This window comes from Mesorhizobium sp. M0410, assembly GCF_040321435.1.
GTDB lineage: Bacteria > Pseudomonadota > Alphaproteobacteria > Rhizobiales > Rhizobiaceae > Mesorhizobium.
The window spans coordinates 50,977-72,389 of the sequence record NZ_JAMYRN010000022.1; the positions used below are offsets into that span (position 1 = coordinate 50,977).

The following is a 21,413-nucleotide window of genomic DNA, read 5'->3' on the forward strand; positions in this document are numbered from 1 at the left end:
TTCGGACGCTCTTTATCTCAACATACCAGAGTTATCTTTGTCGCGGTACGTCATATTTTTCGAGCTTCACGCCCCGAAAAACGCCGATAGTCGCACGGGCTGACGGCTCCGGCTGCACATATTTGATCACTTCCTTGACGGCCTCTTGCGCTTCGGGTGCCGAGGTCACGGCCGGAGCAGGCTTTGCTTTGCTCAAGTCGTCGAGCCGGTTTCCGACCTGTTCGACGGCCCGAGTCAGGCCATTGATCTTGTCGTCCGCGCGCTTGCGCTCGGCTGCCGCAGCAGCATCGGCCGTCGCCTGCCTGGCGAGTTCGGCCTGCCTGGCTGCGACATCGGCCGGCGTTTCGCCGGTCAGGTCGGAAAGCGTGATGCGTTGGGTGATCTCGTCCTTGCCGGCGGCTGCCTGGCGAAGCGCGAGCGACAACTGGCCGGCGCCGGCGGCCAGCGTCAGCTTCTGGGCGTCCTTGGTGCTAGCCTCGACAGTCACCGATTTCACCACCGTCGGGCTGTCGGTGCTTTCATCGGCGACCTGGTCGACGGCGAGCACCTTCATGCTCTGCAACAGCACGTCGACGAAACTCTGGTCTGCATCTCCAGGGTTGCGCACGGTGCGGGTCAAGAGCACATCGACCCGATCACCTGGGAAAACGAATCCTGCGACCCCGAGCACATCGTTGACTCTGATGGAAACAGCTTTCATGCCTTCGCCGAGCACCGCCGAAAGAGTGGCGCGCTGGCCGGGACCGGTAATCTTGGTGGCAAGAACGGGTTCATTGGCGCCGATCGCCTGCAGCGCCTGCTTTGTGCCTTCACCAGCCAGTAAATCCTTTGTCGTCTTGAAAGCACCGGCCGGAACCGCGCCCGCCGGCCATACGATTTCACGCAGCTTGTCGGCCGACAGCGTGTCGCCGAATTTCAAGGATACGGCCGCGACCACGATGGTGTCGCGCGGCACGTCAGTCTTCGCCATAGCACTGCGTTGACTGGTCAGCCAGATATTGGCGAGAACCACCGCGAGCACGCCGAATACGCCGGCGAGAACGATCATGATGACAGTATTTGCACGCACTTTCTTTCCCCGCCAGACTCCGTTCACCCATCGCCTGGATCGACGCCGGGAGAGCCCCCGGCGTCGTTGGTAGGACTAAAGCGATCACGGCAACAGCGCGTAAAGCCCCGTCCATTGGCCGGCAACCCAGCCACCGACAAGAATGATGGTGGCGATCACTGCGACAGTGATGATGCCGAGCAGGATGGTATATTCGACCATGGCAGCGCCGTGTTCGTCGTCGCGAAACTGCCGGGTCATCGTCATGAGCTTTTTCATGCCAAATTTCTCCCTTTGGAGGTTCAAACCCTGACGAGACGAGCCAAGGATGAAATCGCATACCTGAGCATCCTCCGTCGACTTAATCCTAGGGGCCGATAAAAAGCAGAGTCAAACAAGTTAAGAGGTTCTTTAACTTCTTTATACCTGTGCTGTGCCTGAAATGGTATTAACGTTTCGAGGTTCTGTCTGCAGCAAGACATTGAATCTGCCTGCTTTTCGCCTGTCTTTTAACCATCCGTTCACAATTTCGCCGCTTCTATGGCAGAAGCGAGGCGATATTAGCGGATAGGCATATTCCATTATATCCAAGGGCTTGCCGGAGCCCGAAAGGGGCCATCGTGGCCAAAAAGACGCGAGGCGGTGTTTTGGCAGCCCCTTGTATATTTGCGGCCGGACGCCTCGTTCGATTAGATGAGATGTTTTTTCAACCTGGATGTTAAATATGCAAGAAGTATTGAGTTCGGGAACGTGCTCGGTGCCTGCCGTCTTCGGGATTAACGTTTACTACCCCCGAAGGCGAGTCCAAGGGGGTAGCGCAAAATGCTGGGCCGGTTCACCAAAGGGTCAAGCGAGCCGCGGGTCGAGCCGAAGCTCGATCCGATCGTGCCGGCAGTCCCCGTACTGTCCCGTTCTGCGGAATTCGAATCGCCGGGGGATGATTTCCTTACGCTCAAGGTCGAGCTCCACCGCCACTTGATTGATCGCTTCAACCTGACGGCCCTTGAAAGTGCGTCCAAGGAGGAAATCCTGAACGAGATCCGCCCCATAGTGCGGGAATTCGTTCGTGCTCGCAACGTGCCGCTTAACGCCCGCGAACTTGACCAATTGACCAGCGACACCGCTGACGAGATGCTCGGGCTGGGTCCGATCGAGCCTTTGCTCAAGGATGATTCGATTTCCGATATTCTGATCAACACCCACAAGCGAGTCTTCATCGAGCGGCGGGGAGTCATAGAGGAGACGGCGATCCGCTTTCGCGATGAAGCCCATCTGCTACGTGTCATCAACAAGATCGTCTCGGCTATCGGCCGGCGCGTCGATGAATCGGCGCCAATGGTCGATGCGCGGCTGGAAGATGGGTCGCGAGTCAATATAGCTGTGCGGCCGATCTCGGTGGATGGCCCGCTGGTCTCGATTCGCAAGTTCTCCAAGAACCCCTATTCGCTCGAACGTCTGATGGCGTTTAATTCGATCCGGCAACCGATGGTCGACCTGTTGCGCATTGCCGTGCAGGCCCGCAAGTCGATCCTGGTTTCGGGCGGCACAGGCAGCGGCAAGACGACCCTGCTCAATGCCCTGTCGAGCTACATCCCAGCCAGGGAGCGCCTGATCACCATCGAGGACGCAGCGGAACTGCAACTGCAGCAGCCGCATGTGGGCCGTCTCGAGACGCGTCCGCCCAATGTTGAGGGAAAGGGCGAAGTTCGCCAGCGCGAATTGCTAAAAAATGCGCTTCGCATGCGGCCGGACCGCATCATCGTCGGTGAGGTGCGAGGCGAGGAAGCCTTCGACATGCTGCAGGCTATGAACACCGGCCATGAAGGTTCAATGACCACCATTCATGCCAACACGCCCCGAGATGCGATATCGCGATTGGAACAGATGGTCGGTATGGCCGGCATGCCGATGAGCCACGATTCAATACGGGCTCAGATTGCCTCGGCCATCGACATCATTGTGCAGACGCAACGGCTTTCCGATGGTGGAAGGCGGGTTGTTTCCATATCAGAACTCACCGGTATGGAAGGCAATGTCGTACAGGTTCAGGAACTTTACCATTTCGTCCGCCGCGATGTGACTGCCGAGGGCCAGATCGTTGGTGAATTTCGGGCGACCGGCATTCGTCCGCGCTTTGCCCAGGAAGCGGCGACCCTTGGCCATCAGTTCGCCAGGGACGCGTTCAACCCACAGGTCCCGCTCTAATGTTGACCGGCCAGACATTGCTCTACTTCATCTATGTACTGGCGGCTGCCTCGCTCATCCTCGCGGCCGAGGCTCTGTATGTGACTTACTCCAAGCGGCGCTCAACGGTCAGCACGATCAACCGTCGACTGAAGCGGCTCGCCGACGACGCTCCGGCCGAACAGACCTTGCAGCGATTGCTGCAAGAACGTGGGCTTACCAGCTCGGGCGACTTTCTTTTCAATGCGGTCGGCCTGAACAGGCTGTACACGCAATCCGGCGTTACCGGAAATCCGCTGTCGTTCGTCGCGACATTTGCTCTCGGTGGACTGGCCCTGGCACTGGTATTTGCGTTCCTGCTGCACTTCTCCGCCGTGTTTTCGTTTATCATCTTTCTGCTCATCGTATTCCTCCTGCCGTTTCTGGTTCTCCGCCGCGCGCGCGCCAGGCGAATCCAGAAATTCGCGAAGCAATTGCCGGATGCCCTTGAGATGATCGTGCGTTCGCTGCGTGCCGGTCATCCGACTTCCGTGGCTATAAGCCTTGTCGCACGAGAAATGCCTGATCCGCTGGGCACCGAATTCGGCATTGTTTCCGACGAGATCACCTTTGGCCTCAGCCTTGAAAACGCGGTGCGAAAACTCTCGCAGCGCGTCGGTTTCGAAGGTCTGCATTTGCTGTCGGTGTCGCTGTCGATTCAGGCCAAGACCGGCGGCAACCTTACCGAAATTCTGTCGAATCTCTCAGTGGTGCTGCGCGAAAGGCAGAAACTCAGGTTGAAGATTAGGGCGCTCTCTGCCGAGGGGCGAATGTCCGCGTGGATCATTTCCCTGTTTCCTCTTTTGATGCTCGCCATCCTCACGGGCCTAGCCCCCAGCTACTACGGTGATGTATGGGGCAGCCCCTTGATCATGCCTGTATTCTTGGTTTTCGGGTTCTGGGCGCTGCTCGGCGACTTCATCATGTACCGTATGGTCAATTTCGATTTTTGAGCGATCGGAGCTATAGAAGTTGTGACCCAGGATCTGAGCCTTCTGGTGTCCATCGCCGTCTTCCTGGCGGCCGTAGCGCTGTTTCTGGTGGGCGCGCTCGTCGTCTTGCCGGCGCTGCAGACGAGGAAACTGGTTGCGCAAAGCCTGCTGGCAGAGGGCATTCCCAACCGCCGCTCGCTTTTGGGCCAGGAAGAACTGGCCAAGATTTCAGCACAGCGGCCGGTCGACGCCTATTTCAGATCGATCGAAAAAGAACGCGACCAGCCCAGCGCGCTGGACGCAAAGCTCTTTCGCGCCGGCTTCTATCAGTCAAGCGCGCCAATGATCTATACTCTGTCGCGTCTTGGTGCGGTCTGTCTTGGCTTTTCCGTGACGTTTGCGCTCCTGTCGCGGATATTGCCACCCGGACTTCCCGGTCTTGTCACCTTTGCAGGCTCTGCCCTGCTTGGGCTGGGATGCATCGTCATTCCGAGCATTGCTCTCGATCGATTCGAAAAGGGACAAAAGCAGATTTATCGTCGCGGCTTTCCGGATTTCATGGACATGATGATCACCTGCGCCGATGCCGGCATGAGCCTCGAGGCGGCTGTCGAGCGTGTCGGCAGCGAACTGGCTGGCACCCACAGATGGCTCGGTATCCAACTCGCGATCATGAATCTTCAGTTGCGCGCGGGCAAGCCGTTGCGCGAGGCCCTGCGCGAACTATCCGACCGCGTTGGACTGGAGGAGGCGCGCGCGCTGGCTGTGCTGTTCCGTCAATCCGAAGAGCTCGGCACCAGTTTGACGGACGCCTTGCGCGTCTACAGCGACGAAATGCGGGGACAAAGAATTCTCTTCGCCGAGGAACGCGCCAACGCTTTGCCTGTCAAGATGATGATACCACTGGGGCTATGCATCTTTCCTGTTGTGATGATGGTTGTGATGCTTCCAGTGATCATTCGAATGAAGGGCATTTTCTTCTAGACCGGGATGTGCTTTGGTCAGGGGACGGGATCGGAAAGATCCCTGGGGGATAAAATGAAAAGGCCAATGTGCCTCGTTGCCGCTGCCAGTTTGCTGGTAGTCGTGCTTTCCGGATGTCAGTCGAATGCGACGGATCCAACGGGAGTCGTCCGCACTAACGAGCCGGCGAAAGTGGAGCTTACTGCCTTCGGCGATACCTTCGACGGACTGAAGACGGTCAGCGACGTCGAATATTATGCCTCCGACCAAGCCGTTGCCGAAGCCAAGAACCAGTTCCGCTCGGAAAATTATGGCAATGCGGGCGCCCTGTTCTACAAGGCAACGCAACTTGCCCCCAACGATGGTGTCGCATGGCTGGGCCTCGCCGCCTGCAGCGACCGCATCCACCGCTTCGATCTCGCCGACAGGGCTTATGGCCAGGCCTTCCGGCTGATTGGGCCTACGCCCGAATATTACAATAACGTCGGCTATTCCTATCTGCTGCGCGGCAAGCTGCAGGACGCGCGCAGCAATTTCCTTAAAGCGTACGAACTGGCTCCCAACGATCCGACCGTCGCCAACAATTTGCGACTCCTGTCATCCAGCGTGAAGAACCTCGAACGGTAAGGCGCTAGCATGTTGCTTGCCGGAGCGCTGCTGATGAAAGGGCTGGCGGTTGCTTTGCTGGCAAGGGTTGCATGGCTCGACTTCACCACCCAAAAAATATCTAACCGCGACGTGCTGCTGCTTTTGTGCCTTGGGGTGGGTTCGCTGCAGTTTGTGTCGATCCTCACCGGGTCGTGGTGGGACATGGGCCTGAGCGCGCTTGCCGGCCTTCTGCTGTTCGTTGCGCTTTTCCCGTTCTGGGCCATCCGCAAGGTCGGCGCCGGCGATGTCAAGCTGATGGCGGTGATTTCGTTTCTGATCGGCGGCAGCGGGCTCCTGGTGTTTTCCGTGCTGTTGCTGGTCTTCGCGCTTGCGACCGCGTTAGTCGTGAAGAACCCCTTGATGCTGCCCGAAGGCGCCTTCCGCCTCTACGTTCAGCATCTGGATCGCAAAGGCGTCGTCCCTTTCGGTGTGCCGATCTCGATCGCCGCTATCTGCACGCTAGGGCTTCAGATCTATGGCAACGCACGGTTCTAGGCGGGCTCTCAGTCTGACATGTTTGGCGCGCAAACTAACTTTCAATCAACCTGTGAGAGATCATTAGCTTGCGCTCAAATTGGCGAAGTGCTTGGATTGCGTCTTGCCGGCGGGACGCCGTATGGACATTCTGAATATCAAAGCGCTCTTAATTGCGGTTCTGATCTTCGTTCCGATCGAATACCTGTTCGCTCTGCGCCCCCATCAGAAGATATTTAGGAAAGCCTTCTTCAATGATCTCGTCTATGCGCTGTTTAATGGCATCCCGATAAGCCTTGGCCTGATCGCGGCTATCACGGTAGCAACGAGTACGGTGGGGCGGCTGGTGCCGGCCTATGTCGGCAGCGCAGTATCATCGCAACCTGTTTGGCTCCAGGTATCAGAGATCATTGTCATTGCGGACGTTGGCTTTTACCTGGCCCACCGCACCTTTCACGCCGTTCCCTTTTTGTGGCGCTTCCATTCGATTCATCACAGCATTGAAGAACTGGACTGGTTGGCGGCGCACAGGGTTCATCCTGTTGACCAGGCTCTGACAAAGAGCGCGTCGCTCGTGCCTGTATATCTGCTGGGTTTCAGCAGCCCGGCGATCGCCCTGTTTGCAATAATTTTTCACGTCCACGGACTTCTGCTGCACGCCAACGTCAGGCTGAATATCGGCCCGCTTCGGTGGTTGATCGCGTCACCCCAGTTCCATCATTGGCATCACGCTCACGAGCGCGCGGCATACGACAAGAACTTCGCAGGTCAACTTTCATTGATCGATGCGCTCTTCGGAACGATGTACCTGCCCGGTAACGCTGTCCCGGAGCGCTATGGCGTCGATGATCCGATTCCATCAACTTACGTCGAGCAACTCGCCTATCCAGTGATTCCGAAGGGCAGAATCAATGAAGCTCCCTCCGCCAGAGATACGTGATTTCGCCGGGCGTGCAACGATGACACTCTACTTCACGTTCTGCGCGACTTTGAAGGCCGCAACGTTCTTGGTAGCTCTTGCCGGCGCAGAATGGACTGTGGCGTGGATTATCGATCTCACCGCAGATGTCGCCGCTCTCGGCTTTCTCGTGCTCGTCGTTGTGATGACAGTGGCGCGTCTTCCGCCCCTGGGAACAGCGCACGGAATTGAACCCCGAATCTCTGCGCTCATCGGATGCTTTGCCACCGCAACTTTGATCGCGGTCCCTCGCATCCAGGCAGCTCCGCAGATCGAGTTTGTTGCGGACCTGACCACCATAGTTGGTTTCGCTCTTTGCATCTTGTGCCTGTTCTGGCTTGGCAGATCCTTCAGCATCACCGCGCAGGCCAGGCGGCTCGTCACGGCAGGGCCTTACCAGATCGTGCGTCACCCGCTCTACGTCTGCGAAGCGATCGTCCTGCTCGGCATTCTTCTCGGCAACGCGACATGGGCGACCGTCGCAATCTGCGCGATTGCCCTGGCTTTCCAATATCGGCGGCTCGTGAACGAGGAGAGGGTCTTGCGAGCGGTGTTCCCCGAATACGAAGCCTATGGGCAGACCACGCCAATGCTCATTCCGTCTTTATCCTCATTGTGCCGATGGCAGTGACTGTGCCCCATGCTGACCTGCAGTGTACAGATGTAAGGGCATGCCTGGTGATCTTACACGGCGGCGTTAGGAATGCTTCATTGGCTGACGGAGGTGTTGAAACTCGAAATCACTTAGTAACTATTGCCTTGGTCACAGCTCTTTTCGGGCTGATTGACATTTTTTGGTTGCCATTTTCTACAGTCGATTTTTCACCGAGGAACTGGGTTGACATAGGCAAGGTGGCCCTTGTCCTCAGCGCATCTTGGATGGCATCGGCAATTGCCCTCCATAGATTGAGATCTGATACAAGCCCAATCGCCAGCATAATCAAACATCTTTGTGGCTGCTTGAGAATCCTGGTCGTTTCCGCAGTTGCATTCATACCGCTCGCCATTTCAACCACCGTCTTCATGTACCTGGCGTCGGCCACCTCAAGGCCGCTGGCAGACCCGGTTCTAGCTTCTATCGATTCCTGCCTCGGTTTCGACTGGCGGTGGTTTCTGGCCACGACCAACCAGCCGACTACAGCATCCGTCCTGGTTTTTGCTTATCATGTGCTGGCGTTTCAAATGCCGCTCGTTTTGTTAGTCCACGCGGTGAGAAACCAACGAGAACGAGCACTGGAGTTTGTGGCTCTTCTAGCGGTTGCCTCGGTCTTCACGGGCGCACTGATGGCGTTGGCGCCAGCTGAAGGCGCTTATGCCTATTTCAAGCCGGCGCGCGGGCTATTTTCGAACTTCACCACTGATGCCGGAATGTGGCACCATCATGTGCTTATGGCGCTGCGATCAGGCGAGCCGTTTGATCTAATTATGACTAAAGGCACAGGGCTCGTCACGTTCCCGTCGTTCCACACGGCACTTGGATTGGCATTGGTCTATGCCGCGCGGACCATCCGGCCACTTTTTGTCGTGTTGGCCATGGTGAATGCCGCCATGATTGTGGCCACTCTGCCTGAAGGCGGTCATCATTTAATAGATGTAATCGCCGGCATAATCATCGGTATTCTCTCCATCATTGCCGTCAAGATGCCTAGCTATGCTCGCGGAAAGGCCGACCGCGTTGCGAGATCAGCCGTGGGATCGGACGCGGACCACTGAATTGGCCACGGGCCGTTGCCTTCGGCTGCCTGGCAATGACGTGGCGGCGGCGAGACACAGGGAGGAGGAGCGCCGCCCTGCGGCGGCATCTGCGCAGCTGCATGCACAGGAAGAAGAGAAGAAGATCAACATCTCCACCGTGCTCGCCGGCCAGAGGCTCGGAATCACCGAAGTCGCCGACGACATTTGGCTCGTCTCCTTCATGCACTACGATCTCCGGATATATCGAAATGCTTGCGTGCAACAACTCGGCGCGTTGTGGGAACAGGCTCTGCGCGATGCGCTCACTCGGAGCGTCCGCAGACCCAGCGACGTAGGATTCTATGGTGGAGCTCCCTTAGCCATGCCTGGGGTCCCAAGCATACTGCTGTTTGTAGAATTTGTCTGCGGCGCCGCGGTCGGAATGGCCTGGGTCGCTGGGTGCCAAGTTTTTGTCTTGGTAGGACAGCCGACTGCTTGTTGGCGGCATCGGCGGCTTGCTCTTTGTGTGGCCCTCCGCGCGCATTCCGGGGGTTGGGCGCCTCATCCGCCACCACGCCGACGGCCTGACGCCGACCATGTTAATCGGAGCCGGAATAGCAGGGCTGCTGGGAGGTCTTGTCCTGATTGTGCTGGCCGGTTTCGTCGAGTCACTCATAAGAGGCTGACAGCAGCTCCGAATGAAGAAGATGCTTGGCGCGCACAGATACTTTCCGGCTATCCATCGGCCGCGCTGAAGATTGCTCGGTAACTAAAATATATAGACTTTGTCCTACCTGGGCGCGGGCGCAGCGTCGTACGTGATGGAGCGATCCTGCCGTTTGACGCTTTGACGGTGGCTGGCTCGCGAAATAGATCCCGCGTCGCATCAAGACAATCCCGCCGGCGCGTGCCACCGCCGACTAACGAAAACTCTCCGACGCGCGTCGACGTCTACCCAGAGTGTGGCTGGTGGTAGCGGTTGCTCACGCAACTGCTTGATCTTGATTGATTAGGTGCTAGCGGAGAGCGCTACATCGCGAGACCCACTATCGAAGAGGTCATCTGCTATCGGAGGCGCACGTAGCCTAGACTCCTAGGCTAGAGCGGTTCGCGTTTTGGCTGAATCCAGATTCCCAAGATTGAGCAAATCAAATTCGATGTCCCGGCCGTGGAGGTCGTGACTGATGGCGAAGCCTATTCGGTAGATCTGCGGCAGCGGGCGATGGCACGCCTTGAAGCGGGCGAGACGAGCTATGAGGTGGCGGCGGCACAGCGCCGGTTGTGAGATGACAAAGCGATCTTGTGTGCGTTCGACCATGGCGGGCTGCACCAAACCTCGGCCTGACTTGACGAGATTACACCTCCTGGTGCTTATCGTTTGTGCCGACGCCTTCTGCTTCGATGTCGCGGAAATCGCATCGACAGCGCCCCTTCCGCAGTATTCTCCGAGCCACCCAATCCGGTTGATCCGGTGCAACTCTCCTGGCTACTGTCCTCGATGTTCATTGGGGCCCCACGGGATGGGTCGCCGATCGTTACGGGCGAAAGTTGGTGCTCTCTGGCGTGTTGCTGTTCCTCACTGTGGTCTCGCTCCTTGCCGCGCCACTGCTACATCTTCATCGCCCGCTGGCTTGCGCCGCTCCAGCCATTTGGGCTCGACGCGTGGCGCTGGGCGTTTTGCCTCGGCAGTTTCGGCGCAGGGGTCTTAGGGCTCCTGTTTCTGATCCGGAATCACCGCGGTGGCTATTCTCGCAGAGCCGGCTGGCGGAGGCTGAAAAAATAGTCCAGGCATTCGAGCGTTCCCCGAGAATAGACTTCGGAGAAAGTCCTGATTGCACTGCGCGGAAATGTAGGCCTCAATGGGGCCGTCAAGGGAGGGCGGACGCCATCATAGTGTCGGTACGGACAGACCCGCAACCTTTAGCTGTTGAGACAGTGATCGATCCGTCCCGCAAGCGGCGGCTGATCGACCTTTCCGAACTTTGGCGATATCGGGAAGTTGTGTTCTTCCTGGCCTGGCGCGACTTCAAGGTCAAATACCGCCAGACTTATCTGGGTGTGCTCTGGGCAATGCTGCAGCCGCTCGTTGCCATGTCGGTCTTCAGCGTCTTGTTTGGCCGACTCGTGGGCATCTCATCAAACGGAGCGCCATACCCGCTGTTTGTCCTGTGTGGGCTCGTGCCGTGGAATTTTTTTTCGCGAGCGGTTGGCAGCATGACGGGCAGCCTTGTCGGCAACCAGGAACTTGTGAAGCGCGTCTATTTTCCGCGTCTGATCATTCCCATATCCGCTATGGCCACGTGCCTGACCGATATGATCGTCGGCCTCACTCTTTTGTTCGCGGCGCTGCTGGCATTCGGAATCTGGCCGGCACCGCAGGTGATCTTCCTGCCACTGTTCGTGCTCGTCATGGCTGCGTCGGCGACGGGGCTGGGAGTGGCACTATCTGCGATCAATGTCCGCTTTCGCGATGTGGGATATCTCGTGCCGTTCAGCCTTCAGATAGTTCTGTTCATGACTCCGGTTGTCTATCCGGGCAATCTCGTGCCGCACTTTTGGCGGCCGCTCTACAGCCTGAACCCTATGGTGGGGATAGTCGAAGCCATGCGCTGGAGCGTACTGGGCACGCCCGCCGATTGGGTCATGATCTCGATATCGACTCTCTCCTCGCTGGCCCTTCTCGTTGCCGGACTGGCTATTTTCTCAAAGTCCGAACGCGCGTTTCCGGACCTGATCTGAGCAATGACCGACACAGTGATTGAAGCCACCAATCTCTCCAAGGCCTACAGACTGGGGGTGGCGAACAATAGCTTCCCTACCTTGCGGGACGCGCTGGCCAGCGGCGCAAGGCGAATCCTTCACAGGAAGTCCGCTTTGGGTCGACGCAACGGTGGAGACGATCAATTCTGGGCCCTGAGGAACGTCTCCTTCCAGGTGCGCGCGGGCGAAGTCCTTGCCGTGATCGGACCCAACGGCGCGGGAAAGAGCACCATTCTCAAGATATTGGCGCAGATTGTGGAGCCGACTTCCGGTCGCGCGACGATACGCGGACGGCTGGGAGCTTTGCTGGAGGTCGGCACGGGGTTCCACGCGGAGCTGACCGGCCGCGAGAACATCTATCTCAACGGAGCGATACTCGGCATGCGCCGCGCCGAGATCAGATCCAAGCTCGATGAAATCGTCGATTTCTCCGGCATCGAGCCGTTTCTCGACACGCCTGTTAAGCGTTACTCAAGCGGCATGTACTTACGCTTGGCCTTCGCGGTTGCCGCGCATGTCGATCCCGATATTCTGGTGATCGATGAGATATTGGCCGTCGGCGATGCCGCATTCCAGAAGAAATGCATTGCCAAGGCCGAAAGCGTCGCCGAAACGGGCCGCACAGTGCTGATCGCTAGCCACCAGATGTCGGTTCTGCAGCGGCTTTGCAACCGCGCAATTTTTATCGACGGCGGGACGATCCTGGCCGACGGCCCGACGGGCGACCTGGTCCGGAATTATCTGCAGACACTGGAAGCGCGAGCGAGCACCGATCTGAGTACACGAACGACGCGCACCGGGCGAGGCCGCCTGCGTGTCGTCGGCATCGAGGTTTTCAACAAAACGGGTCCCGTCGCGTCGGGGCAGCCGGCGGTTTTTCGGCTTCAGGTCGATGGGCCGCGCGAACTTGCACAATGCCTTATTACCATTATTGACGACCTCGGCGATCCTGTGACGTCATTCGACACGATGGAGCACTCCGAGCATGATCGTCAGGGCGAAGTCTACACGGTGCATGTAGAGAGCCTTATGCTGAGACCAGGGCGCTACAGGATTGATGTGGCGCTAGTGGCGGACGACAGAGTGGTCGAAGACCAGGTCGAGACCGCCGCCGTGTTCGATGTCATGCCCGGCTTGCTCGACAACCGACCGGTTACCGCCCAACCCGGCTTCGGCAGTGTCAGCTTTCCGCACCGATGGGTGACTAGGCGTTGACGCTTGCTTTCAAACTGAAGCACGCACGAGTTTACGCCGAATCCGGCGCCGTTGCTTTGCTGTCCACATCATGATCTTCAGGATAAGCCGGTCGGCCCTGCTTCCAATCGTCGGCGGCACGACGTAGGGCGCACGCGCCAGCCGCAGCGTCCATCGGACGTGGAAGCCTCGCAGTCCACTCTCCTGCAAATGTTGCGCGACCCAGTCGAGGAATGCAGCGCGGGCAGGGTGTTTCCCCATGCCGTCGTAGACCCCTCGCTCAGCCGCCGCCGCCGACGTCGAACCGGAATACTGCCGGTAGCGTGCCAGAGTTACAGGCGTGACAAAGACGGGAAGACGCAGGAATAGCTTCGCCCACAGAGCTTGGTCTTCATAGAGATCGAAGCGCTCCTCAAAGCCGCCGACCGTGCTGATCGCGCTCCTTCGCAAGAGCACCGAACAGGTACACGGAACGTGACCGTTCTGGATCAGCAGAAGTCGCCTTAGAAGCCGCGGGGGCTGATGCAAACGGCCAGCAAGCCCGTCCGTCGGCTCGATCCAGTCGGGGCGCTCACCGTCTGGATACCACCATCTCGTCGGCCCGAAGATCATTGCGGCTTCCGGGTTGGCATCGGCTGCCGCCAGAACCGTCCGGAGCATATGCGGTTCGTACAGATCGTCTGCATCCAGGAAGGCAAGCAAATCGCCGCTGCCGGCCTCTATTCCGGCGTTTCTCGCTGCCGCCGCGCCACGCTTGGATCCGGGAGGCCTGTTCAGCACCTTGATCCGAGGATCGGTTGCTGCAACATCATTGGCGATCCTGACACTGTCATCCGTCGAGCCATCGTCGACCAGCAAAAGCTCCCAGTCCGCAACTGTCTGGGCTTGGACGCTGGCGATCGCTTCGCCCAGAGTTGCCTCCGCATTGAGGAAGGGGGTTATGATCGTCACTCGCGGCAGGGAAGTCATCGCCGAAGCCATCCTTTGATACTTCGCTTGATCACCTTGCGGCGCTCGCGCGCAAGCGCTTTCCAGATTGCTGAACGAATGCGGAAAGAGGCGCCCTTATCCGCCATTGTGCGATTTAGCCATGTGAGAAACGTGATACGCGCGGCCTCGTCAGTGCCTGCCTCAGAGCAGGCAACAGAGCAACTTTCAGAATGCTGGCGGTATTTTGCCCAGGTCCGGCCGGACACGTAGGCGGGCGCGAATGCGAGCGCCTTGGCAAAGAACGTCTGGTCCTCGAACATCAGGCGAAAGCTGTTCTCGAACCCCCCAAGCGTTGCGAATAAGCTTGAACCCATCAGGGCATTGCATGTTGTCGGCGTCTGGACCTCGTTCTGAAGTAGCAGCTCAAACAGCACGGGAGGCTCGTATCGGGTGTCTGGTTCGACGCCGAGCGGGTAGTAGAAGTCCGCGCGGTCAGCAGCCTCTTGCCAGCTATGCCAGATCAGAGTCCGGCCATAGATCATGCCGAGCGCCGGATCGCTTTCCATAATAGAGACCTGTTCGGAAAGCTTTTCGGGCAGCCATGCATCGTCTGCGTCGAGAAATGCGACGTAGGCGCCGCGCGCTTCCGTCAGTCCACGGTTGCGCGAGGCGCTGATACCGTGATTGCCATTGTCATGGTGAGACAATAGTCGCACCTTGCCCGGCAGCCGCTGCTCATAACCGCGTATGATGGCGGGCGACTGGTCAGTCGAGCCATCGTCGACAACGAGGAGTTCCCAGTCGGTGAAGCTTTGACCTACAATGCTGTCAACAGCTTCCCGGAGATAACTCTCACCATTGAACACGACTATAATTGCCGTGACACGCGGCTGTCCGCCTGAATTGTCAGCCATGGCACAGCACCATGCGCCGAAAGTCAGCTTCACCCCAATCGGCGACCGTAACGCGCGGCAATCGGTAAGGGTCGACGCGAGGCCCAGCTTCACGCGGCAGGGTAGTTACTGCATAGTCTATGCCGGCAGACCTTACGGCGTTGGCGGTGCTGCCATCGAAATCTCCAAACGGGTATGCGAATCCCACCACCCGCCGTCCTGTAATCTCCTCGCATTGTTGGCGGCTGCCTGAAATCTCGCGTTCAAGCTCGTCCCGTTTCAGTAGCGGCAAGGATGGGTGCGTACAGGTGTGGGCGCCGATCGAAACGCCATCGGTGTCGGCGAGCTGCCGCAGCTCCGAATGCGTCATGGCGCGATCGCGCCCTCGGGGACTGGCGTCGGTTCCTGCCCATCTTGCCAGCCGCTCAAGGGCCTTCTCGCGTTCGTGTGGACTCAACGGCTTCAGCAGTGCGTGCAAGTTGAAATGGAGCGTCGTGCGGTTGATCGCGTTATTGGAGTCCGCCGGCATTGCGTCCTCCCAAACGCGCCAGTCATAGTTTCGGCCAGCGATCTCGATCTCCAGAGTGTTCGGGAGAGCAGGCATCTCCAAAATGATGCGGGATAGAATGTCCCACCAGAACACTGAGGGATCGGTGATCGCATGGGTGGTGACGAAGACAGTCGCAGGACAGTTCATACGCCGCATGATCGGCACGGCGTTTTGGAGGACATCCGCGTAGCCGTCGTCAAAGGTGATTGCCACCGCATTTCTCGGTGACCGTCTCTCCCCAAGCCGTTGCGCCAGCCATTGCAGGGGAACAATGTCCCGCGCTTTCGTAAGAAGTTCGATCTGGCGTGCGAAATTTTGCGGCGAAACCGCGAGTTCCCAAGGATCGACGAGCGGTTCTGCGATGCGGTGATACATCAGCACGATAGGTCGGCCGAAACCGGCAAGCAGGCGCCCCCGTCGCAGGAATTTGCTGACAGTTTGACGCGCTGTCACGGCGCTGCTCATCGCCTGAAAGCCCGCGCCGCGACTATTACCGGACAATAGGGGTCGTGCACATCAAGTAATGCCGAATTCAGCTCATGTTCCGCCAGGCCGTAGAGGAAGGCCGTAGCAGAATACGCGTTTCCATAGTGACTGACTTCGACGTTCTTCGCCCCGAACCTGTCCGACAGAAGTCGCCTTAGGGCAGCCGGAGTTATCGACCAGAACCAGCTCTCGCCCCATTCTCTCCTGTCAATCGGGCTGACCCAAGGCACTGTAATCAGGAGAACGCCTCCCGGCTTCAGGATCCGCCACAGGGTTGCGACTGCAGCAGGTAGATCGAAAAGAAGGTGCAGGGTCTGGGTGAGTACGATACAATCGAAGGTCTCGGACGGCAGATCGTCGTTATTCGCCAGATCACCCACGAAGGTTGTCAACGGGTGGCCGTTATAACGGTTCAGAACATCGCTTGCGGTAACCCGACTGCCTCCGAAACGCATCGTATAGGCGTTGTCACCGATCTCCAGGACCCTTCCGGATATGTTCAACGAACAGGACGCGAGGAAAGTCTCGACATAGCGGCGGTCCAATGGCTTGCCGCGATCAAAACCGAACTCCGTGCTGAAGGGTACGGTACGCTCGAGGTCACCGAACCGGGCGCTCGAGCGGTGCCGACTTGACCGGCGCCTGAGACGATGCCGGAGCATCACAGCGGTCTGTAACGGCGCTGCAAGCGAAACGGCGATAGTGCTGCTGAGTTGACCGGCGAGTGAAGAGCGGAACCGAAGCGCTGTACCAAGCTGTCCCAGTTGCTTGTCCGTATAATAGCACTTCCATTTTTCGACACCCTGACGGTAGGCGGCCGCCCAATCCGGATTGGTCTGCGCGACGTCCCGCTGCCGGCGAAGGACCTTCAGCGCCGCGCGCAACATCATCGGATTGCTGTTCGACATATTCGTTGCGTGCCGACGGTAATCTGCGAGGTATTCCGGAATGCAGGCCACCTTGTTCGCCCGAGATAGGCGAAGGTAGACGTCGTAGTCCTCGCAAGCCCGCAGTGACCGGTCAAATCCGCCGGCGGCTTCCAATGTCCTGCGGCGATAGAGCACCGTCGCATGCATTCCAATCAGGTTGTCGGTCAGGAAGCATGCATACGGGTCCTCGCCCACCGACCTCAGTGGTACAGTATTCCTGACTGCACCGGCCTCGTCGATGTAGCGGAAAGCACCGTAGACCAACGCGCAATCGGGATTGTCGTGAAACAAGGCAAGATTGGTGGCCAGCGCTACCGGGCGCAGCCTGTCGTCGGCATCCAGGAAGGCAATGAATTCGCCGCGCGCTGCCGTCATCCCGGTGTTACGGGCAGCGGCCAAACCCTGGTTTTTTTGGCGGATGTAGTGGACGTCGTCATATCGACGAACAACACTTTCGGGATTGTCCGACGACCCATCGTCCACAATGATGATCTCATCCGGCGTCACGGTCTGGTTGCGGACGCTGTCGATCGCTTCGGCAAGGAACCGCGCATGATTGTAGGTCGTGATGACAACTGAAACGCTGGATGCAGCGGGGCGGGTGGTCATCTCTCACCCGCTCCGTTTCGGCAGGTCGGGTAGCCGGCAAAGGTCAACCAGCCGACAGATCGCCGACATGCTTCCTCGAAGCTGACAGCCGGCTGGTATCCGAGCTCACGCTCGGCCTTGCGCCATGGAAGTTTCGTCTGGCACTGGTGCAAAAGTGCACGCTCCTCCGATACCATGACCGTTGGGGCCGTAGTCGCACCGGTCGCATTGCGTCCTGCCTTCCGCCACTCGGCATAGCCTGCCTTCAGTCCGCTGCGAACAGGCCTTGGCAGGCTTCGGACAAGCCGCCGATATCCTTGGCTTTCCTTCAGTCCTTGTTTCCATCTCGGAGCAAATGACAATGGCGCTGAAGCCGAAATCGCGGCCAGGTCGAACCCCAGTGCCTCGGCGATCGGTCGGCAAAGATCTGCCCAACTGATCTCTTCCCGGTCTCCGATCAGATAGGTTCGCCCAGAGGCCTCGGGCACTTCGATGGCGAGCTTGATCGCGTGAATGACATTGTCGACATAGGCGCTGTTGCAGATACCACGACCGCCATCCACCAGGTAGGCGGAACCGTCAATGAGCTCGTCGGCAAAACCACCGGTCCAACTGGAGCGTGGGCCAAAGACAATTCCGGGCCGCAGCACCACTACCTGCACCGTGCCGTCGCGTGACAGTTGCCCGAGACGGCGTTCGGCATGAATCTTCGCATTGTTGTACTCGATCGTCTGATCGTCATGCAGCGCGCTCGTTTCGTCCGTCCCGGGCGGGGGCGATTGGCCATGAACGGAAGCGCTGCTGAGATAGATCAGACGAAGCACGCCGGCAGCGGTGGCTGCACGATAGACGGGCTCGATAGCATCGACGATCGTGCGGGCGTCACCGGCAACTGCATGTACGACGTACTGACAGCCCGTAAAGGCAGCGGTAAGAGCCTGAATATCACGCGCATCCGCCACCATTGCGTCAATCGCAAAGCGAGACAGACTGGCGAAAGCATCCGGCCTGCGAACGATCGGCCTCACATTCGCCCAGCCGGAAAGTTGCAGCAACTCCACGGTGCGGCAACCTATGAAACCGTTGGCGCCAAGCACTGCAACAGTGCCGGTCATTGTCTGGTCCCGGCGGAAGCAGCGACATGGAGCAATTCTTCCGGACCGAGCCACGGCATGTCCATCAGTTTCCGTCTAGCATAGCATCCTTCGATCAGATCGACCACATTGCGCCCAACACTGGCCGGCACGGAAAGGGGGGCCCCATTTCGGACCGCATCCACCAAGCCCGAAACCTGATCGCAAAATGCATCGACAAAATCGCGCGACCGGCCGTCGGCATTGGTGAAGGAAACGCAGCCTGTCGTGCGACTTCCATTCAAGGCGACCTCCACAGTCTCGGTCTCATTGACCGTCCAGGAAATCGAGCCACGTTCGCCCTCAAGGCGGTACAGATTCGGGCGAGCCCAATCCCGGCTCAACCTGACCGTCGCGTCGAAGCCGCCAAAACGCAGCCGGACAAGGCAGTTCGCCTCGACGCCGCCCATTGCGTCATCGGCGTAGTGGATTTCGTCGGGCTCTCCAAACCACCAGGTCAGGAGGTCAAAGCAATGCGTGCCGATATCCTGAAGCACACCACCACCGGACTCCGCGAAGCTGAAATAGCTCATCGAAGCCACCGGCCACTGGAAGGAGCCGCCCTCAAAACAACTGACGCTTCGTAACCGTCCGATCATTCCGCCCTCCAGCATGGCCTTTATCGACCGCGTCGCAGGGAACTGCCTTCTGACGAGCCCTGTTGCCACATGAAGATTGTTGGCTGCCGCTGCCGCAAGGATACGAGCCGCCTCGGAGCTGCTCGTGGCCATCGGCTTTTCGCACAGAACATGCATCCCGGCTTCCAACGCTTGTGTCGACTGATCAGCGTGATATCCAGGTGGCGAAGCAATGATCGCAATATCGGCGTCCATAGCCAAAAGGCCGTCGAAACTGGCCGCAACCTTGGCTGAGGGCAGTCGCGCCTGAACGAGTGCGGCCTGCTTCGCATCTGGATCGAATATCCCCGCGACTGCAACTTGGCCTCTGCTTTGAAGGCGTGAAAGCGCTTCCGCATAGTAGAGCCTTGTGACAGCTCCACATCCGGCCAAAACGAGCCGGACCGGTTCATCTTCCCGGAGTCCTGCAGGCCGCTGCGCGGTTTCAACTAGGATGGACAATCCTGCCTCCCTGTCTTGCAACGAGCCGCAGCATACGACCAATTGTCTTGAGTGAGGGATCGAAGCGGAACGCTTCGCTCATCTGCGCCAAGCATCCAGCCCAATCGCCGGCGCCGAACAGTCGCCGCGCAGTCTCGAGAGCGCTTAGCGCATAGGTCCGCCGGGCCGACGCGGCGACATCGTCCGCAAGCTCGGTTGGAAGATAGCTCTTGAAAATATCGATCGCCATTCGCGTGTAGGCCATGTCCTCGGCACTTCGGATATGGCGCCCTGTGTTCGATTGGGGGTGCATCCGATAAAGTGCAAGGGCCTGCGGTTCGTACCAGACAGGAAATTGAGAAGCGATGCGGACCCACATCTCCCAGTCTTCACTGCATTTGAGCCGCCGGTCGAAGGCGCCGAGTTCTTCGTAGACCGCGCGGCGCACCACGATTGATGGCGTCATGACGTGCTGTTCCAACGCCAGTCGAGCCGCCGCATTCTCGAGCCGTCCGGGGCTTGACTGCATTACAGGCGGGATCGACAGCTCCTGTCCGTGGGCATCCATGAAGATCGCCCGGCAGAATGCCGCGCCTGTACTCGGGTCCGCATCGAAGCTTCGTCCGAGCAATTCGTAGAAGCCGGGGCGGACGGCGTCGTCGCCGTGCAGGAGATGTACGAGTTCGCCCTGGGCACGATCCAGGCAGGTATGGAAGTTGCCGATATGCCCTAGATTTTGCGGCTGGTGGAAAAAGCCAACGCGGTTCCCACCGATTTCATTCAAGACTCTTTGCGGATCATCGGAAGAACAGTCGTCAACCACCTCGATTTGCATTTGAGCCGGGCCGGGGTCCTGCGCCAGCACACTTTCCAGCGTTGCGGCAAGAAAGCAGGCGCAATTACAGGCGGGGATCATCACTGACCATTTCGGGCGTGCAGCCTCCCGTGGCAACGGCGAGATCGGATCGCGATACTCGAAGTCACGGACCGCCGTCATCGCTGGAGCACCGAGGACTTCAGCAGGTGCAGCCCCAACCTGACAATGTCGCGTTTGTCCACGTCACGTCCGATGCCACCGCTGCGAAGGCTCCGCAGGAAGCACGATCTGGCCGATGGCAAATCGCCTTCTACCAGATACCGCATTGACCATTCATAAAAGTAGCGGGAGCAGCCGCCGCGGGCAGAATTTGCCACCTGCGTGTCCATGACCTGCGCCATGCGCCGGTAGAATCCTTCTATTGCATCCAGCTTGGGTCGGTTTGGCAGTGCCGATATGAGTCCGCCCGGATACAGACGGTAGACACCTGCTACCTCGTCGACAAAAGCGAGATCTGCTGTCCTTGCGCAAAGCACATACAGCGGCCAGTCAGTTATCGGAAAGAAATCAGCATACCACCACGGCACATTTCGAACGCACGCGGTTCGCATCATGCCGGCGCAAGTTGCGAAAGGATTGCCTTCCCAGATATCCCTTTGCGTCACGATGGGTTTCTGGTCCGCCCGCGTCCACCGCGTCGATGTGAACTCATCGCCATCCGCCACGACTGCATTGTGGAATATTGCGGAGAGTTCCGGGTGCGCGTTGAGATGGGCCGCCTGATCTTTGAGCTTGGTCGTGGATGTCCACAGGTCGTCGCCATTGAGGATCGAGACGTAGCGCCCACGCGCCATCCGGAGTCCTCTCGTGACGACTTCGTTCGATCTCACATTACTGCCGGAATAGATCGCCGACAGCCTTTCAGGATGGTTGGAAACATATCGCTCGACAATCTTCCGGGTTCCGTCGGTCGAAAAGTCTTCACTGATCAATATCTCGACACCGAAATCGGCCTCTTGCATGAGAGCGCTGTCGATCGCAGCCGCCACGTAGCGTGCGTGATTGTAAGTGACAATAAGGACGGTCACGCGAACCGTTGACTCATTCACCTTCCGCTCCGCAGTCCATGCCGCCCGCCTATCTCAGATCATGCCG

22 protein-coding genes and 1 pseudogene are annotated in these 21,413 nt (G+C 58.6%); 11 read left to right on the plus strand and 12 right to left on the minus strand.

The features are described from left to right. Positions 1-31: 31 nt before the first annotated feature. The gene (gene cpaB / locus NKI63_RS25105; protein WP_352823776.1) at positions 32-1,069 is read right to left on the minus strand and encodes a Flp pilus assembly protein CpaB; all 1,038 of its coding nucleotides are present in this window, start codon (positions 1,067-1,069) and stop codon (positions 32-34) included. An 84-nt stretch (positions 1,070-1,153) separates the two neighbouring features. Then, complete coding sequence (locus NKI63_RS25110) at positions 1,154-1,327, minus strand: Flp family type IVb pilin (RefSeq protein ID WP_352507998.1); 174 nt, start codon at positions 1,325-1,327, stop codon at positions 1,154-1,156. Positions 1,328-1,870: 543 nt separating this feature from the next. On the opposite strand from NKI63_RS25110, the gene NKI63_RS25115 reads away from it, so the two are divergent. From NKI63_RS25115 to NKI63_RS25145, 7 genes are all read left to right on the plus strand, one after another. Further along, entirely contained in the window at positions 1,871-3,253 is a 1,383-nt protein-coding gene (locus tag NKI63_RS25115) for a TadA family conjugal transfer-associated ATPase (RefSeq protein ID WP_352823779.1), read from the plus strand. Next, the gene (locus NKI63_RS25120; protein WP_352542681.1) at positions 3,253-4,224 is read left to right on the plus strand and encodes a type II secretion system F family protein; all 972 of its coding nucleotides are present in this window, start codon (positions 3,253-3,255) and stop codon (positions 4,222-4,224) included. Before NKI63_RS25115 ends, NKI63_RS25120 begins: the two co-directional genes overlap by 1 nt. Positions 4,225-4,245: 21 nt before the next feature. Next, positions 4,246-5,187, plus strand: a complete 942-nt coding sequence (locus NKI63_RS25125; RefSeq protein WP_502899860.1) for a type II secretion system F family protein — start codon at positions 4,246-4,248, stop codon at positions 5,185-5,187. Between the two features lie 54 nt (positions 5,188-5,241). Further along, positions 5,242-5,793: a tetratricopeptide repeat protein gene (locus NKI63_RS25130; protein WP_502896167.1), complete on the plus strand. Its 552-nt coding sequence runs from the start codon at positions 5,242-5,244 to the stop codon at positions 5,791-5,793. A 9-nt stretch (positions 5,794-5,802) separates the two neighbouring features. Then, positions 5,803-6,309, plus strand: a complete 507-nt coding sequence (locus NKI63_RS25135; protein ID WP_352823784.1) for a prepilin peptidase — start codon at positions 5,803-5,805, stop codon at positions 6,307-6,309. A 121-nt stretch (positions 6,310-6,430) separates the two neighbouring features. Beyond that, a complete protein-coding gene (locus tag NKI63_RS25140) occupies positions 6,431-7,228 on the plus strand; it encodes a sterol desaturase family protein (protein WP_352706310.1) in 798 nt (265 codons plus the stop codon). A gap of 19 nt (positions 7,229-7,247) precedes the next feature. Continuing rightward, a complete protein-coding gene (locus NKI63_RS25145; protein ID WP_352507990.1) occupies positions 7,248-7,877 on the plus strand; it encodes a methyltransferase family protein in 630 nt (209 codons plus the stop codon). Positions 7,878-7,986: 109 nt separating this feature from the next. On the opposite strand, the gene NKI63_RS25150 is transcribed toward NKI63_RS25145, so the two are convergent. Next, a complete protein-coding gene (locus NKI63_RS25150) occupies positions 7,987-8,271 on the minus strand; it encodes a hypothetical protein (protein WP_352507989.1) in 285 nt (94 codons plus the stop codon). Between NKI63_RS25150 and NKI63_RS25155 the strand changes: the two genes are divergently transcribed. Continuing rightward, positions 8,270-8,959, plus strand: coding sequence for a phosphatase PAP2 family protein (locus tag NKI63_RS25155; protein ID WP_352823789.1), 690 nt, complete (start codon positions 8,270-8,272; stop codon positions 8,957-8,959). The two genes, NKI63_RS25150 and NKI63_RS25155, sit on opposite strands and share 2 nt — an antisense overlap. Before the next feature lie 118 nt (positions 8,960-9,077). Beyond that, positions 9,078-9,176: pseudogene (locus tag NKI63_RS30780) on the plus strand (transposase); the annotation flags it as partial. An 837-nt stretch (positions 9,177-10,013) separates the two neighbouring features. Here NKI63_RS30780 and NKI63_RS25165 read toward each other — a convergent pair. Then, the gene (locus NKI63_RS25165) at positions 10,014-10,238 is read right to left on the minus strand and encodes a hypothetical protein (RefSeq protein ID WP_352706304.1); all 225 of its coding nucleotides are present in this window, start codon (positions 10,236-10,238) and stop codon (positions 10,014-10,016) included. A gap of 575 nt (positions 10,239-10,813) precedes the next feature. Here NKI63_RS25165 and NKI63_RS25170 point away from each other — a divergent pair. Beyond that, positions 10,814-11,659 (plus strand): ABC transporter permease, encoded by an 846-nt coding sequence (locus NKI63_RS25170; protein ID WP_352778840.1) that lies wholly within the window; start codon positions 10,814-10,816, stop codon positions 11,657-11,659. A gap of 135 nt (positions 11,660-11,794) precedes the next feature. Next, complete coding sequence (locus tag NKI63_RS25175; RefSeq protein WP_352706298.1) at positions 11,795-12,895, plus strand: ABC transporter ATP-binding protein; 1,101 nt, start codon at positions 11,795-11,797, stop codon at positions 12,893-12,895. A gap of 9 nt (positions 12,896-12,904) precedes the next feature. Here NKI63_RS25175 and NKI63_RS25180 read toward each other — a convergent pair whose 3' ends face one another. Genes NKI63_RS25180 through NKI63_RS25215 form a run of 8 tightly spaced genes read right to left on the minus strand, consistent with a single transcriptional unit; the run spans position 12,905 to position 21,367 of the window. Further along, complete coding sequence (locus NKI63_RS25180) at positions 12,905-13,843, minus strand: glycosyltransferase (protein ID WP_352706296.1); 939 nt, start codon at positions 13,841-13,843, stop codon at positions 12,905-12,907. Beyond that, positions 13,840-14,718, minus strand: a complete 879-nt coding sequence (locus tag NKI63_RS25185; protein ID WP_352706295.1) for a glycosyltransferase family 2 protein — start codon at positions 14,716-14,718, stop codon at positions 13,840-13,842. The genes NKI63_RS25180 and NKI63_RS25185 overlap by 4 nt, the downstream gene beginning before the upstream one ends. Then, positions 14,711-15,712: a polysaccharide deacetylase family protein gene (locus NKI63_RS25190; RefSeq protein ID WP_352823795.1), complete on the minus strand. Its 1,002-nt coding sequence runs from the start codon at positions 15,710-15,712 to the stop codon at positions 14,711-14,713. Before NKI63_RS25190 ends, NKI63_RS25185 begins: the two co-directional genes overlap by 8 nt. Continuing rightward, entirely contained in the window at positions 15,709-17,271 is a 1,563-nt protein-coding gene (locus NKI63_RS25195; protein WP_352706290.1) for a glycosyltransferase, read from the minus strand. Before NKI63_RS25195 ends, NKI63_RS25190 begins: the two co-directional genes overlap by 4 nt. Then, positions 17,268-18,365 (minus strand): NAD-dependent epimerase/dehydratase family protein, encoded by a 1,098-nt coding sequence (locus tag NKI63_RS25200; RefSeq protein WP_352706289.1) that lies wholly within the window; start codon positions 18,363-18,365, stop codon positions 17,268-17,270. Before NKI63_RS25200 ends, NKI63_RS25195 begins: the two co-directional genes overlap by 4 nt. Next, positions 18,362-19,462, minus strand: coding sequence for a Gfo/Idh/MocA family protein (locus NKI63_RS25205; RefSeq protein ID WP_352823800.1), 1,101 nt, complete (start codon positions 19,460-19,462; stop codon positions 18,362-18,364). Before NKI63_RS25205 ends, NKI63_RS25200 begins: the two co-directional genes overlap by 4 nt. Beyond that, on the minus strand, positions 19,446-20,438 hold the full coding sequence (locus NKI63_RS25210; RefSeq protein ID WP_352823803.1) for a glycosyltransferase family 2 protein: 993 nt from the start codon (positions 20,436-20,438) through the stop codon (positions 19,446-19,448). The genes NKI63_RS25205 and NKI63_RS25210 overlap by 17 nt, the downstream gene beginning before the upstream one ends. Further along, entirely contained in the window at positions 20,435-21,367 is a 933-nt protein-coding gene (locus tag NKI63_RS25215) for a glycosyltransferase family 2 protein (protein ID WP_352706283.1), read from the minus strand. The genes NKI63_RS25210 and NKI63_RS25215 overlap by 4 nt, the downstream gene beginning before the upstream one ends. Between the last annotated feature and the right edge of the window lie 46 nt (positions 21,368-21,413).

Bases quoted from the DNA above. Each gene is read 5' to 3' on its own strand.
- NKI63_RS25110 (WP_352507998.1), bottom strand. From the start codon at position 1,327: ATGAAAAAGCTCATGACGATGACCCGGCAGTTTCGCGACGACGAACAC.
- NKI63_RS25115 (WP_352823779.1), top strand. From the start codon at position 1,871: ATGCTGGGCCGGTTCACCAAAGGGTCAAGCGAGCCGCGGGTCGAGCCG.
- NKI63_RS25120 (WP_352542681.1), top strand. From the start codon at position 3,253: ATGTTGACCGGCCAGACATTGCTCTACTTCATCTATGTACTGGCGGCT.
- NKI63_RS25130 (WP_502896167.1), top strand. From the start codon at position 5,242: ATGAAAAGGCCAATGTGCCTCGTTGCCGCTGCCAGTTTGCTGGTAGTC.
- NKI63_RS25135 (WP_352823784.1), top strand. From the start codon at position 5,803: ATGTTGCTTGCCGGAGCGCTGCTGATGAAAGGGCTGGCGGTTGCTTTG.
- NKI63_RS25140 (WP_352706310.1), top strand. From the start codon at position 6,431: ATGGACATTCTGAATATCAAAGCGCTCTTAATTGCGGTTCTGATCTTC.
- NKI63_RS25145 (WP_352507990.1), top strand. From the start codon at position 7,248: ATGACACTCTACTTCACGTTCTGCGCGACTTTGAAGGCCGCAACGTTC.
- NKI63_RS25155 (WP_352823789.1), top strand. From the start codon at position 8,270: ATGTACCTGGCGTCGGCCACCTCAAGGCCGCTGGCAGACCCGGTTCTA.
- NKI63_RS25150 (WP_352507989.1), bottom strand. From the start codon at position 8,271: ATGAAGACGGTGGTTGAAATGGCGAGCGGTATGAATGCAACTGCGGAA.
- NKI63_RS25165 (WP_352706304.1), bottom strand. From the start codon at position 10,238: ATGGTCGAACGCACACAAGATCGCTTTGTCATCTCACAACCGGCGCTG.
- NKI63_RS25180 (WP_352706296.1), bottom strand. From the start codon at position 13,843: ATGACTTCCCTGCCGCGAGTGACGATCATAACCCCCTTCCTCAATGCG.
- NKI63_RS25185 (WP_352706295.1), bottom strand. From the start codon at position 14,718: ATGGCTGACAATTCAGGCGGACAGCCGCGTGTCACGGCAATTATAGTC.
- NKI63_RS25190 (WP_352823795.1), bottom strand. From the start codon at position 15,712: ATGAGCAGCGCCGTGACAGCGCGTCAAACTGTCAGCAAATTCCTGCGA.
- NKI63_RS25195 (WP_352706290.1), bottom strand. From the start codon at position 17,271: ATGACCACCCGCCCCGCTGCATCCAGCGTTTCAGTTGTCATCACGACC.
- NKI63_RS25200 (WP_352706289.1), bottom strand. From the start codon at position 18,365: ATGACCGGCACTGTTGCAGTGCTTGGCGCCAACGGTTTCATAGGTTGC.
- NKI63_RS25210 (WP_352823803.1), bottom strand. From the start codon at position 20,438: ATGACGGCGGTCCGTGACTTCGAGTATCGCGATCCGATCTCGCCGTTG.